The organism is Pseudomonas sp. MH10, assembly GCF_034353045.1.
Taxonomy (GTDB): domain Bacteria; phylum Pseudomonadota; class Gammaproteobacteria; order Pseudomonadales; family Pseudomonadaceae; genus Aquipseudomonas.
In genome coordinates this window covers 4,259,990-4,273,950 of record NZ_CP133783.1, presented here as the reverse complement: position 1 = coordinate 4,273,950, position 13,961 = coordinate 4,259,990, and the positions used below count along the sequence as shown (strand labels likewise).

Here is a 13,961-nt window from a genome sequence, read left to right as displayed (position 1 = left end):
CGTGTCATTCCATTGCTCCATGAATTACTGCCTTGCTGCGGTACCGCCCAAACGCCTGACAAACGCTGATCAACCCATTAGGCTGCCAGCACGTTTCTGGCCTGGAATATCCGATGTCCTACACCTTTCGCGCATCGCTTCCTACATTGTGCTTGGCGCTGATTCTACCGTGCGCTCTGCCCGTGATGGCGGCTAGTCCAGCACCCGACAAAGATTCGGCCACTAAAACCGCGCCGCCGCCGGAACGTCAACTGCTGCTTGAGCGCAGCCAGGAGGACGCGGCAGCCCTGCAACGGCAACTTCCGCCAGCAGAGGTGCAGCAATTACAAGCGGGTGACGAGACTTTTCTAGCCTTGTGGAAACCGGCCAACATCGATCAGCCCAAGGGCGCGGTGATTATCATCCCCGGTGCAGACGAGTCAGCCGATTGGCCCCAAGTAGTCGGCCCATTGCGACGCAGATTTCCTGATGAAGGCTGGGGTAGCTTAAGCCTCACACTGCCAGATGCGCCAAACAGCGGCAGTTTGCCGCGGGTTGAGGAGACCGTAGCTACGGCACCGGCTAAAGACGCCAAAGTGGTCGCAGCGCCAAAAAGTGCGGAACCCGAGAACACTGCCGAAGCCGATGCGGCTGCGAGCGTGGCCCGTGCGGCGGCGGCGGATGAGCAGGCCAAGGCCGAAGCAGAGCGGATTTTCGCCCGCATCGAAAGTGGCGTCGCGTACGCACAACAGCAAAAAGCGCGCAGCATTGTGTTGCTCGGGCATGGCAGCGGGGCTTATTGGGCTGCCCGTTTCTTGGGTGAACGGCCTTCGCCGCTGATACAAAAACTGATATTGGTCTCAGCGCAAGAGCCTCTGAACGCCAAGCCATCTTTGAGCGAGTTGGCGACCACGCTCAAAGTCAAAACCGCTGATTTCGTCTACAAGGATTTCGCGCAAAACCTTGATGCCGCGCAGCAACGCCTACAGGCGAGCAAACGCTCGAAAAACATCAACTATACCCAAGTAGCCCTGACCACACTGCCGGGAGATAACGCAGCACAACAGGAACAACTGTTCCGCCGCGTTCGGGGATGGTTGGAGCCTAAATAACTGGGCACCCAGTTCCCTGGGTCACGCATTCGACGCCGCACTGTTTGCCCCGTGTCAGAACTGAAGCCTTCCCGATAAATTCGGTCCCGCCGTTTTGACGCTGCACGGATTTTTTTAGGAGCTGCCGAAGGCTGCGAACGGATGTTTGGCCTTGTGTCCCACCCACCCCTTCAAGTCTAAACATACAAGTAGGCTTGCCAACGAAAGCGTCAATGCGGGCGACCCAGGTTTCAGGTCGACATCAGCGGCGCGATTACCGGCCTCTTCGCAGGCAAGCCTGCTCCCACAGTATCTACGATGGCTTGTGTTCCCTACCGAAAGTCCCGCCGCTCACGAATCAAGGTATAGGCCTGGTGCAACTCTTGAGTTCTGTCGGTCGCCTCTCTTACCTGCACAACATCGGCACCATTGCCTGCAGCTTTGTCGGGATGATGGCGACTGAGTAGGCGTCTGTAAGCATGCTTGATCTGAGCAGGCTCCGCATCCGCCTCCACGCCCAGCAAACGCAACGCTTCTTGATAAACGTCAACGCTGACGGCGAGCGGCTTTTTCAGCGGGTCGTATTCGCTGGCCAGTGCTTGAACTTTTATTGCCGTCCAGCCTAGCCACTTGCCCCACAGCACAATCAACTCGCGCTCCTCCCGCGAAACCTTGCCGTCGGCCCAGGCCATGCGCCAGCACGCACGCAATAATCCTTCGGCCGCATGCGGCTGGGTTTTCAGTCGGCGCAAATAGCTGCGTAGCCGGTCACGTCCTTTTTTGCCGCGATTGAACGCTAGAATTGCACGCTGCTGAGCCGGTTCACTCAAGTCCATTCGACGCATTTCTTCGCGCGCCTGCTGGATGTGACCATCGACAACCCGACCATCGTTCTTCGCCAAACGACCGAGCAGAATGAACAGCAGCTCGTCATCACGGGGTACAGCGCGGCCCCCTAGGCGCTGACGCAAATGGGCCCAACTGTGCAGCGCCAAACGTCGGTCCAACGCCTGACCGAGCAGCGCACCGAGCAGCGCTCCCGGAATACTGGCAATGGCAAACCCGGCACCCGCACCGATCACGGTACTTGGCCACAGCATCTAGCGACTCACCGCAAGCAATCGCTCAACTTCGGCAAGGCGTTCATGGGTTCCGACATCAACCCAGCGGCCGAGGAAATGCTCACCCGAGACCAAGTCATGGGCCATGGCCGATCGCAACAAAGGCGCCAACTTGAAAGCCCCCGCCTCGCAACCATCGAAGAGCTGCGGATGCAGAATGGCCATGCCACTGTAGGTTAACCTCGGAGCGGTCTGACTGGGCTCAACTCGGCCTTCCACCAGCGCAAAATCCCCGGACAAGTGATGTGCGGGATTGTCCACGAGCACCAAGTGCGCCAATCCGGCAATGGGACGATGCAACTTCACAAAGTCGTAATCGGTCCAGATGTCGCCGTTGACGACCAAAAACGGCTTGTCGCCGAGCAAGGGCAAGGCGCGAAAAATCCCGCCTCCGGTTTCCAACGGCTCGCCTTCTGGCGAATAGCTAATGCTCAGTCCGAACCGCTCCCCGTCGCCGAGGCAGTCCTCGATCTGCTGGCCGAGCCAGGCATGGTTTATCACAACCTCGGTAAAACCCGCCGCGTGCAAGGCCCGCAGGTGGTATTCAATCAATGGCACATCCCCGGCACGCACCAACGGCTTGGGCGTATGCAGGGTCAGCGGGCGTAGGCGTTCGCCCTTGCCCGCGGCGAGAATCATCGCCTTCATGCGTTCAATACCTTCATCTTCATACAACAGCTCCAACGGGTTGACGCAGGCTTGCCAACAGCGCTCCCAGCTCAGCCAACTCCGGTCGTCGTGCCAGGACCGCTTCTATATAAGCAAAGAAACGGGGCACATCGGCCAGGTAGCGGGGTTTGCCGTCACGGTGGCAAATACGCGCAAAAATACCGATCACCTTCAAATGCCGCTGCACGCCCATCAAATCGCTGGCCCGCAGAAATTCCTCAAACGTTTCTTGCACCGGAATACCCACCTTCGACGCGTCCTGCCAATACTTCAGCAGCCACCCCTGCACCCGCTCCTCGGGCCAACTCAGAAATGCATCCTTGAACAGACACGTCACATCGTAAGTGACCGGCCCATAGACCGCGTCCTGAAAATCCAGCACGCCGGGATTAGGTTCACTCAACATCAAATTGCGTGGCATGTAGTCGCGGTGCACCAATACCTTGGGCTGCGCTAATGCACTGTCGATCAAGCAGTCGCTGGCTCGTTGCCACAACGCCAACTGCGCCACGTCCATTTCGATTCCCAGATGACGCTTTACGTACCATTGAGGAAACAACTCAAGCTCGCGACGCAGCAATGCAACGTCATAACTGGGCAGCGGCGCGTCCATGGGCAACTGCTGATAGGCCAACAACGTGTCGAATGCATCGGCGAACAATTCGTCTGCATTTTGCGCATTGATCACATCGAGATAGGTCTTGCGACCCAGGTCGTTGAGCAAAAGAAAGCCGCGCCTAAGGTCTTCGGCATAAATTTTCGGAACATTAATTCCTGATTTACTTAATAAATCGGCGATATCCACGAACGGTTTGCAGTTTTCCTGGGGAGGAGGAGCATCCATGACAATAAAAGTTCGTCCGGCACCCTCCCAACGGAAATACCGTCGAAAACTGGCGTCACTACTGGCCGCAGTCAACGTGGCCGGGGGTACGGCGCCCCAACCTTGAGCTGTAAACAGCGCTGGCAACTGCTCATCGAGCCAAACTTTCAGGTGTTGCAGGCGTACATCTTGATCTGGCATTACAAGGGTCTCCGACGGCGCTAGCCGTCAAGCGGGTCATGCTTTATTATCCGACATCTTTTTCAGCCCATCGAGAGGCGTGCGGCCCCCCCGCGAGGCCGATGGCGCGCAGGAAGCCCGGATTAATAAGATGGCATTGAAATCCCACGCGTTTCGTAAAAAATTTCCGTTGCTCATAACCGGCAGTTTGCTGGCGATGCAACCTTTAGCCACCCAATTCGTGGTTGCCGCGGAACAGTATGACTGCTCAGTCTCTGCTTCGGGCACCTGGGATTGCGCGCCGAAAGTGAACGCTGTTCAGCTGCCACCGCGCCCCGTGCATAGCGTGGACGGTATCAGTACGAACGGCCAAAGCCCTCCGGACGGCGGCTCAACGGGTGGCGAAAAAGCCCCCATCACGCTTGTTACCGAAGCCAAAGGCTATGGTTTGAAGTCGCGCAGTGCTGACTACAGCCACCTCGATTGGGTTCCTCGAGAAAAACTGACCCCTGCGCAATTGGCTGAAACCGGCCCTTATTGCTCGGGTGCGTACGTCGAGCCGATCCGTCCTGGCATGAACGACAAGACGAAAATGAGCGACGCGCCGATGTTTGTCGGTGCCAAAGCCTCTCGTTATGAGCAGGAAGCTCAGGTCGCGACGCTGGCCGGTGACGTTGTATTGCGTCAGGGCAGCATGCAGGTCCAGTCCCAAGAAGCCAGCCTGTATCAAGCAGAAAACCGTGGCGAACTGAACGGCGATGTCCGTTTGCGTCAAAACGGTGCCTTGATAGTCGGCGACCACGCTCAGATTCAGCTCGATACGGGTGAAGCCCAAATCGACAACGCCGAATACGTGATGCACAAGTCCAACGTGCGCGGTAGCGCTCTGTACGCCAAGCGTGCCGAGAACGCGATCATCCGCCTCAAGGACGGTACTTACACCACCTGCGAACCCAACAGCAACGCTTGGGAAATCAAGGGCAATAACATCACGCTGAACCCGGCCACCGGCTTCGGTACAGCGACCAACGCCACACTGCGGGTCCACGACGTACCGGTGTTCTACACCCCGTATATCTACTTCCCGATCGATAGCCGTCGCCAGTCAGGTTTCCTGCCACCGTCCGTTTCAAGTGGTGGTAATTCAGGCGCAATGTTGGTCACGCCGTACTACTTCAACCTGGCGCCGAATTACGATGCCACGTTGTATCCGCGCTTCATGACCAAGCGCGGCACAATGCTCGAAGGCGAGTTCCGCTACCTCACCAAGTCGAGCGAAGGCACGATTGGGGGCGCGTTCCTCAACGACCAGGACAATGATCGTAAGCTGCAGACTGACGCCAAAGACACGCGTTGGATGGTCCATGTTCAGGAGAAAAGCGGTCTTAACTCTCGCTTGACTACTGACGTCGATTACACCGACATCAGCGATCCGTACTACTTCCAGGATCTGCAAAGCGATGTCATTGGTGTCGAGAAGCGCGACTACATCAACCAGCAAGGTGCAGTGAACTGGCGTGGTGATAACTACACCGCTCGCTTGAACCTGCAGGGTTACAAGCTGGCCAGTGTTTCCGACATCACGCCGTATAACCGTCTGCCGCAGATTACCTTTAATGGTGCGCTGCCTTATCACCCAAGCGGATTGGATTTTGCGTATGAAACAGAAGCCGTGCGGTTTGAACGAAACCTGCAAAACGGTGACTATTTCGACAAAGATGGTTTCGGCACATCTCGACTAGATAACAACGTTTTTGGCCTCGCTCGAGCAGAAGGCGACCGTCTGAACCTTGCGCCGTCCATGAGCCTGCCGATGAGCTGGACTTACGGCTTTATCACGCCGAAGCTCAAGTACGTGTATACCAAATATGATCTGAATTTAAGCGGTCTAGGCCAGCAACAGATTATCGATGGCCAAACGGCCGCTGCAGCAGCGAACACTAAGTACTTGAGTGGCCAGTTCAATAGCTCTATTGACCGTAGCATTCCGGTCTTCAGCGTTGACAGTGGTCTGTACTTCGACAGAAATACCCAATGGTTTGGTAAAAACTATCGCCAGACCCTGGAACCTCGCCTGTTCTACCTGAACGTGCCGTACAAAGATCAGAGTGACATCCCGATTTTCGACTCGGGTGAAACGACGTTCAACTACGGATCACTGTTCCGCGACAACCGTTTCGTGGGTACCGACCGCATCGGCGACGAGAACAAACTGTCCCTGGGTATCACTAACCGATGGATTGAAGACAACGGCTTTGAACGCCAGACCTTCAGTATCGGTGAAGCGGTGTACTTCAAGGATCGCAAGGTACAATTGCCGGGCATCGATTACGCCACTCGCGCGGACTCTACAGCCGGCCGTTCACCTTACGCCCTTGAGTACGCTTACCGCTTCAACCACGACTGGCGTGCAACATCCGATTTCAACTGGGATCCGGACAGCAAAAAAACCCGTTCTGGCAGTGCGATGATGCACTACCAACCTGAAGACAACCCAAACAAGGTTGTTAACATCGGCTATCGCTATCGCAACGACCAGATTCGCTACGACCAGAACACCGGTACGTGGAAAGTGGGCGGTGGGGATCTCGGCACACCAGGGCAACCGGGTTACATCAAGGATTACTACAAGATTCAGCAGCATGACTTCTCGGTCATCTGGCCGGTTGCTCCGCAGTGGAACGTAATCAGCCGCTGGCAGTTCGACTACAACCGCAGCCGTACGCTTGAAGCCTTTGGTGGTTTTGAATATGACAACTGCTGCTGGAAACTGCGTTTGATCGACCGCTACTGGGTTGACTACAACGAATTCAGCCAGGACATCACTCAGAACGAAAAAGGCGACCACGGCATCTTCTTACAAGTCGTGCTGAAAGGACTTGGCGGTGTTGTTGGCCAAAAAGTTGAAAGCTTCCTCGACAAAGGCATCCAAGGTTATCGTGAACGTGAAGACCAAGCTTTCTAACTGTCTGCGCCCACTGATGTTGGGCGCGTTACTCCTGGGCACCTCGGCGCACGCCGAGGTGCGGTCCCTCGACAAGGTCGTGGCCATCGTCGATAACGACGTGATCATGCAGAGCCAACTGGACGAACGTGTCAAGGAAGTACAGCAAACCATCGCCAAACGTGGCGGCGGTGTGCCTCCAGCGAACGTGCTGGATTCGCAAGTGTTGGAACGCCTGATCGTTGAGAACCTGCAGCTGCAAATCGGCGATCGCTCCGGTATTCGGATCACCGACGAAGAGTTGAATCAGGCAGTAGGCACTATCGCCCAGCGTAACAACATGTCGGTGGATCAATTCCGCGCAGCCCTGACCCACGACGGCTTGTCTTATAACAACGCTCGTGACCAGATTCGTAGGGAAATGATCATTAGCCGCGTACGTCAACGTCGTGTGGCTGAACGTATCCAAGTGTCAGAGCAAGAAGTGAAAAACTTCCTCGCTTCCGACATGGGCAAGATGCAAATGTCCGAGGAATATCACCTCGCCAACATCTTGGTCGCCACCCCGGACAGTGCCTCTTCGGACGCCATCCAGGCTGCGGCCCGTCAAGCTCAGGATATTTACCAGCAGCTCAAACAAGGCGCTGACTTCAGCCAACTGGCCATCGCCAAATCCAAAAGCGATAACGCCTTGGACGGCGGTGATATGGGCTGGCGCAAAGGCGCTCAACTGCCACCACCCTTCGACACCATGCTCAGCAACATGGCGATTGGCGATATCACTCAGCCCACGCGCACTCCCGGCGGTTTTATTATTTTGAAACTGATGGAAAAACGCGGTGGCCAGGGTCAAGCACAGATGAAAGACGAAGTTCATGTTCGCCACATCCTGATCAAGCCGAGCGAAATTCGTAGCGAAGACGAGACCCATCGCCTCGCCGAGCGTCTGTATGAGCGCATCAAAAATGGCGAAGACTTTGGTGAGCTGGCCAAAAGCTTCTCTGAAGATCCGGGCTCGGCACTCAACGGTGGTGACCTGAACTGGGTCGACCCGAACCAATTGGTACCGGAATTCCGCGCCGTCATGGCCGACAGCCCGGTAGGCGTGTTGTCCAAACCGTTCAAGTCTGCTTACGGCTGGCACATCCTGGAAGTCCTTGGCCGTCGCGCTACCGACAGCAGTACAGAAGCGCGTGAAGAGCAAGCGAAGACAGCGCTGCGCAACCGTAAATATGATGAAGAGCTGCAAACCTGGCTGCGTCAGATTCGTGACGAAGCCTACGTTGAAATCAAGCTTCCTGCTGCTGATCAGCCCGACCAGGCTGACCAGGTCACAAAGTGAAAGCAAAGCGCTTCGCTCTGACACCCGGCGAGCCGGCCGGCATAGGTCCAGACCTGTGCCTGTTGCTCGCCTCGCAACCTCAGCCGCACCCCCTGATTGCCATTACCAGCCACGACCTACTCATCGAGCGGGCCGTGCAACTGGGTGTGGCTGTCAATTTATTGCGGGTAACGCCTGATGCCTGGCCTGACCTGCCCGCCCCGGCTGGCAGCCTGTATGTATGGGACACCCCGCTGAATGCAACCGTTGTCACCGGAGAGCTGAACAAGGCCAACGCAGCGTTCGTGCTGCAAACCTTGACCCGCGCCGGACAAGGCTGCATCAATGGCGACTTTGCCGGGATGATTACTGCTCCGGTACACAAGGGTGTGATCAACGAATCCGGGATCGCTTTTTCAGGCCATACCGAGTTCCTGGCCGAGCTGACTCACACCGAACAGGTCGTGATGATGCTCGCCACCGGTGACTTGCGCGTTGCGTTGGTGACGACCCACCTGCCGTTGCGCGATGTCGCCGACGCAATCACCTCCGAGCGCCTCGAGCGGGTCACACGAATCCTGCATGCCGATCTGGTCAATAAGTTCGGCATCGCCCAACCGCGTATTCTGGTCTGCGGTCTTAACCCCCATGCAGGGGAAGGCGGTCACCTGGGCCGTGAAGAAATCGACATTATCGAACCTACCTTGGAGCGCCTGCGCGGCGAGGGCCTGAATTTACGGGGTCCATTACCTGCCGACACTCTGTTTACCCCCAAATATCTGGAGCACTGCGATGCAGTGCTGGCGATGTACCACGACCAAGGTTTGCCTGTACTGAAGTACAAAGGTTTTGGCGCCGCCGTCAACGTGACCCTCGGCCTGCCGATCATCCGCACGTCGGTGGATCATGGCACCGCATTGGATCTGGCTGGCAGTGGCAAGATCGATACCGGCAGCCTGAAAGTCGCCCTGGAAACCGCCTATCAGATGGCCGAGACTCATTAATGACCGAGTTATTTCAACACAAGGCGCGCAAGCGTTTTGGACAAAACTTCCTGCATGACGCTGGCGTGATCGACAAAATCCTGCGAGCCATTCGTGCTAAACCGGAAGACCGTTTACTGGAGATTGGTCCGGGCCAAGGCGCTCTGACCGAAGGCCTGCTGAGCAGCGGGGCGCAACTGGACGTGGTTGAGCTGGACAAGGACTTAATCCCGATCCTGATTCATCAATTCGGCAGCAAGCCCAACTTTCATTTGCATCAGGGCGATGCGTTGAAGTTCGACTTTACCAGCCTGAATGCAGCACCCAGTAGCCTGCGCGTGGTGGGTAACCTCCCGTACAACATCTCGACACCTCTCATCTTTCTACTGCTGCAAAACGCAGGTTTGATCCGCGACATGCATTTCATGTTGCAAAAGGAAGTGGTCCAGCGCATGGCCGCGGGTCCTGGCGGTGGTGATTACGGCCGCTTGTCGATCATGGTTCAGTACCATTGCCGAGTTGAACACCTGTTCAACGTCGGGCCCGGCGCATTCAATCCGCCGCCGAAAGTCGACTCGGCCATTGTTCGCCTAGTGCCTCATGAAGTCTTGCCGCACCCGGCAAAGGATCACCGTGCCCTTGAACGCGTTGTCCGCGAAGCCTTCAATCAGCGCCGCAAAACCCTGCGCAACACCCTCAAAGCGCTGCTTACCAATGACGAGATCATTGCTGCCGGCGTCGACGGCAGCCTGCGGCCTGAACAACTGGACCTTGCAGCGTTCGTCCGCCTGGCGGACAAACTGAGCGATCAACCTATCGCAGAGTAGAGTCCAAGGCGTCTTGGAGACCATTCACAGGCACATTGCTAGTAAGGATGGTTTTTTATCTCGGCTATTTATGCCGAGAATGCCCTAAACTGAATTTCTCCGGTATTGTCCGGCTTTTTCCGCTTTTGCTTTTAGGGCCCATTGCATGTCCGATCCTCGCTATCAAGTCGACGTCAGCGTCATTACGCGCTTTCTCGTAGAGCAGTCGCAACCCGAGCAAAATCGTTTCGCGTTCGCGTACACAGTCACCGTGCACAACAGCGGAGAGTTACCGGCCAAGTTGCTTTCACGGCATTGGGTAATCACCGACGGTGACGGTCATGTCGAGGAGGTTCGTGGCGATGGCGTAGTCGGTCAGCAACCCCTGATCAAATCCGGGCACAGCCATACCTACAGCAGCGGCACCGTCATGATGACCAAAGTCGGCAATATGCAGGGCAGTTATCAAATGCTGGCCGAAGACGGCAAGCGCTTCGACGCCGTAATTGCACCCTTCCGCCTCGCCATGCCCGGCGCCCTGCACTGATGGCGGTGTATGCCGTCGGCGACCTACAAGGTTGTCTGGAACCGCTGCAGTGTTTGCTTGAACACGTTGCCTTTGATCCGAGCAAGGATCGCCTCTGGCTGGTAGGGGATTTGGTCAACCGTGGCCCGGCGTCGCTGGAGACCTTGCGTTTCCTCTACGGCATGCGCGATTCGCTGGTATGCGTTTTGGGTAACCACGATCTGCATTTGCTGGCTGCCGCTCACAACATCGAGCGGCTAAAAAAGAATGACACGTTGCGCGAAGTGCTCGAAGCGCCGGACCGCACTCCGTTACTTGAATGGCTGCGCCAACAGAAACTGATGCATTACGACCCGGTCCGTAAAATTGCGATGGTTCACGCGGGTATTGCGCCGCAATGGACGCTGAGCAAAGCCCTCTCGTATGCCCAAGAAGTTGAAACCGCTCTGCGCGATGACAACCTGTACGAGCCGTTTCTCGATGGTATGTACGGCAATGAACCCGCTAAATGGCAGCCCAGCTTACAAGGCATAACTCGCCTACGGGTCATCACCAACTATTTCACCCGCATGCGCTTTTGCACCAGCGACGGCACCCTCGACCTTAAAACCAAGGAAGGTGTCGGTACCGCTCTTCCAGGTTATGCCCCTTGGTTCAGCCACCAAGAACGCAAGACCCGCGGCCAGAAAATAATTTTTGGCCATTGGGCAGCACTTGAAGGTAAATGCACCGAGCCCGGTCTATTTGCCCTCGACACCGGGTGTGTCTGGGGCGGCGCAATGACGCTGCTTAACGTCGACACGCTAGAGCGCCATAGCTGCGAGTGCGACGCGAAAGGGCTGGCCGATGCCAATCCCGTGTCATCAAAGCGTGTTGGTCTACACATTATTAGCAAGGGTTAGAATCCACTTCTTGCGCAGTCCTCAGGAGCCCCGGCCATGACCGAATTCAAACGTATCCCCCCTGCACAAGCCCACTCGCTGCTTGAAGACGGCGCAGTGCTGGTCGACGTCCGCGATCAACAAACCTTCGCGGCCAATCACATTCCTGGCGCGCAGCATCTGGACAACCATTCCATCGCCGACTTCATCGCCAAGGCAGATCTGGATAAACCGCTGGTTGTGGTCTGCTATCACGGCAACTCTAGTCAAAGCGCCGCCGCCTACCTAGTCGGTCAAGGTTTCTCTGACGTTTACAGCATGGATGGCGGTTTTGAATTGTGGCGAAACACCTACCCGGACGAAACCGCTCAGGGCACGTTGGAATAATTTTTTTATCCCCGCCGATCCCGCGCCCTGAGCGGGCTCGCGAGCAAACGGACGAACGGTTAGCCCGACTAATCAATCAATACTCGTGGATGTCTGTGATTCCGAACTATCCTTAGCCTAGGCCATCCGAATCAGGGGAGAGCCGGTACACCGGCGCGCGGGTCATCGGTGGTAACTTTATGGTGTTCTGGGGGGTAAATGGCAGCTGGAGTTTTCAGCTGCATGCCAGCATCGACTGACGATCCGCCGCCGGCTCAACGTATCGAGCGAGGTGACGTCATGAGTATTTTTAGCCACTTCCAACAACGCTTCGAATCAACACGTCAAGAAGAGCTCTCGCTGCAGGAGTATCTTGAGCTTTGCAAAAGTGATCGTAGTGCCTACGCCTCTGCGGCAGAACGTCTTCTGCTGGCCATTGGTGAACCCGAGTTGCTCGATACGTCGGCCAACTCTCGGCTGTCGCGCATCTTTTCCAATAAAGTGATTCGTCGCTACCCAGCGTTCGAAGACTTCCATGGCATGGAAGAGTGCATTGACCAGATCGTCTCTTACTTCCGCCACGCTGCTCAGGGCCTGGAGGAGAAGAAACAAATCCTCTATCTGCTCGGCCCGGTGGGCGGCGGTAAGTCCTCGCTGGCAGAAAAACTCAAACAGCTGATCGAAAAAGTACCGTTCTACGCCATCAAGGGTTCTCCGGTATTTGAATCTCCGTTGGGCTTGTTCAATGCCACCGAAGATGGCGAGATCCTCGAAGAGGATTTCGGTATTCCCCGACGCTACCTCAGTACGATCATGTCGCCGTGGGCGACCAAACGTCTGGCTGAGTTCGGGGGCGACATCAGCCAATTCAAAGTGGTCAAACTGTACCCATCGATTTTGAATCAAATTGCCGTAGCGAAAACCGAACCCGGCGATGAAAACAACCAGGATATTTCTGCGTTGGTCGGTAAGGTCGATATTCGCAAATTGGAAGAATTCCCACAAAACGACGCCGACGCTTACAGCTACTCGGGCGCACTCTGCCGGGCTAACCAAGGCCTGATGGAATTCGTCGAAATGTTCAAGGCGCCGATTAAGGTCTTGCACCCTCTGCTTACCGCCACCCAAGAAGGTAACTACAACAGCACCGAAGGGCTCGGGTCGATCCCGTTCACCGGCATCCTGTTGGCCCACTCCAACGAATCGGAATGGCACAGTTTCCGCAATAACAAGAACAACGAAGCCTTCATTGACCGGATTTACATCGTCAAAGTGCCGTACTGCGTACGGGTCAGTGATGAAATTAAAATTTATGACAAGCTGCTCTTCAACAGCTCCCTGGCCAAAGCCCACTGCGCGCCCGACACCCTGAAGATGCTCGCGCAATTCACCACGCTGTCACGTCTCAAGGAGCCTGAGAACTCGAACATCTATTCGAAGATGCGCGTTTACGATGGCGAAAACCTGAAAGACACTGATCCGAAGGCCAAATCGATTCAGGAGTACCGCGACAACGCAGGCGTGGATGAAGGCATGAATGGCCTGTCAACGCGCTTCGCGTTCAAGATTTTGTCGAAAGTCTTTAACTTCGATCCGCACGAAATCGCGGCCAACCCCGTGCATCTGCTGTACGTACTGGAACAACAAATTGAGCAGGAACAGTTCCAGGCCGAGACCCGTGAGCGGTACCTGCGCTTTATCAAAGAGTATTTGGCGCCGCGGTACATCGAGTTCATCGGCAAGGAAATCCAGACCGCATACCTGGAGTCCTACAGCGAATACGGACAAAACATTTTTGACCGCTACGTGCTTTATGCAGACTTCTGGATTCAGGATCAGGAATATCGTGATCCTGAAACCGGTGAAATTCTTAACCGAGTTGCGCTGAACGAGGAGCTGGAAAAAATCGAGAAACCGGCTGGCATTAGTAATCCGAAGGATTTCCGCAACGAGATCGTTAACTTCGTGCTGCGTGCCCGCGCCAATAACAACGGCAAAAATCCTACCTGGCTCAGCTACGAAAAATTGCGGGTCGTCATCGAGAAGAAAATGTTCTCGAACACGGAGGATCTGCTGCCGGTCATCAGCTTCAACGCCAAGGCCAGCAAAGAGGATCAGCAAAAGCACAACGATTTCGTTACTCGGATGGTCGAGCGTGGCTACACCGACAAACAGGTACGGCTGTTGTCTGAGTGGTATTTGCGGGTCAGGAAATCGCAGTAAGGCAGCGGCAAGCGACACCTTGCAAGCCACAGGCACGCGCATGCGGGC

Annotated in this window: 11 protein-coding genes and 2 pseudogenes; 10 read left to right on the top strand and 3 right to left on the bottom strand. The window is 55.8% G+C overall.

The annotated features are described in order from the left end of the window. Window positions 1-113 precede the first annotated feature (113 nt). Window positions 114-1,091 carry an alpha/beta hydrolase family protein gene (locus RHM59_RS19075; RefSeq protein WP_322285211.1) on the top strand — a complete coding sequence of 326 codons (978 nt, stop codon included), beginning with the start codon at window positions 114-116 and terminating at the stop codon, window positions 1,089-1,091. A 311-nt stretch (window positions 1,092-1,402) separates the two neighbouring features. On the opposite strand, the gene RHM59_RS19070 is transcribed toward RHM59_RS19075, so the two are convergent. From RHM59_RS19070 to RHM59_RS19060, 3 genes are read right to left on the bottom strand one after another with little or no spacing between them, the layout of a single operon-like run. After that, window positions 1,403-2,170 (bottom strand): TerB family tellurite resistance protein, encoded by a 768-nt coding sequence (locus tag RHM59_RS19070; RefSeq protein WP_322285210.1) that lies wholly within the window; start codon window positions 2,168-2,170, stop codon window positions 1,403-1,405. Then, window positions 2,171-2,839 (bottom strand): N-acetylmuramate alpha-1-phosphate uridylyltransferase MurU, encoded by a 669-nt coding sequence (murU, locus tag RHM59_RS19065; protein ID WP_322166381.1) that lies wholly within the window; start codon window positions 2,837-2,839, stop codon window positions 2,171-2,173. It abuts the gene before it with no gap. 19 nt (window positions 2,840-2,858) lie between these two features. After that, window positions 2,859-3,884, bottom strand: a complete 1,026-nt coding sequence (locus RHM59_RS19060; protein ID WP_322166382.1) for an aminoglycoside phosphotransferase family protein — start codon at window positions 3,882-3,884, stop codon at window positions 2,859-2,861. 130 nt (window positions 3,885-4,014) lie between these two features. On the opposite strand from RHM59_RS19060, the pseudogene RHM59_RS25570 reads away from it, so the two are divergent. From RHM59_RS25570 to RHM59_RS19020, 9 genes and pseudogenes are all read left to right on the top strand, one after another. Further along, a pseudogene (locus RHM59_RS25570) lies at window positions 4,015-4,210 on the top strand (hypothetical protein); the annotation flags it as partial. A 71-nt stretch (window positions 4,211-4,281) separates the two neighbouring features. Further along, window positions 4,282-6,828: pseudogene (locus RHM59_RS19055) on the top strand (LPS-assembly protein LptD); the annotation flags it as partial. Then, entirely contained in the window at window positions 6,809-8,149 is a 1,341-nt protein-coding gene (locus RHM59_RS19050) for a peptidylprolyl isomerase (RefSeq protein WP_322166384.1), read from the top strand. The pseudogene RHM59_RS19055 and the gene RHM59_RS19050, both read left to right, overlap by 20 nt. After that, a complete protein-coding gene (gene pdxA / locus RHM59_RS19045; RefSeq protein WP_322166385.1) occupies window positions 8,146-9,132 on the top strand; it encodes a 4-hydroxythreonine-4-phosphate dehydrogenase PdxA in 987 nt (328 codons plus the stop codon). Before RHM59_RS19050 ends, pdxA begins: the two co-directional genes overlap by 4 nt. Then, complete coding sequence (gene rsmA, locus RHM59_RS19040; protein WP_322166386.1) at window positions 9,132-9,938, top strand: 16S rRNA (adenine(1518)-N(6)/adenine(1519)-N(6))-dimethyltransferase RsmA; 807 nt, start codon at window positions 9,132-9,134, stop codon at window positions 9,936-9,938. The genes pdxA and rsmA overlap by 1 nt, the downstream gene beginning before the upstream one ends. A 145-nt stretch (window positions 9,939-10,083) precedes the next feature. Continuing rightward, complete coding sequence (gene apaG / locus RHM59_RS19035) at window positions 10,084-10,464, top strand: Co2+/Mg2+ efflux protein ApaG (protein ID WP_322166387.1); 381 nt, start codon at window positions 10,084-10,086, stop codon at window positions 10,462-10,464. After that, window positions 10,464-11,345, top strand: coding sequence for a symmetrical bis(5'-nucleosyl)-tetraphosphatase (locus RHM59_RS19030; protein WP_322184707.1), 882 nt, complete (start codon window positions 10,464-10,466; stop codon window positions 11,343-11,345). The genes apaG and RHM59_RS19030 overlap by 1 nt, the downstream gene beginning before the upstream one ends. A 36-nt stretch (window positions 11,346-11,381) precedes the next feature. Beyond that, complete coding sequence (glpE, locus tag RHM59_RS19025) at window positions 11,382-11,711, top strand: thiosulfate sulfurtransferase GlpE (protein ID WP_322166389.1); 330 nt, start codon at window positions 11,382-11,384, stop codon at window positions 11,709-11,711. Between the two features lie 279 nt (window positions 11,712-11,990). Next, window positions 11,991-13,913: a PrkA family serine protein kinase gene (locus tag RHM59_RS19020; protein ID WP_322171194.1), complete on the top strand. Its 1,923-nt coding sequence runs from the start codon at window positions 11,991-11,993 to the stop codon at window positions 13,911-13,913. Window positions 13,914-13,961: the final 48 nt, after the last annotated feature.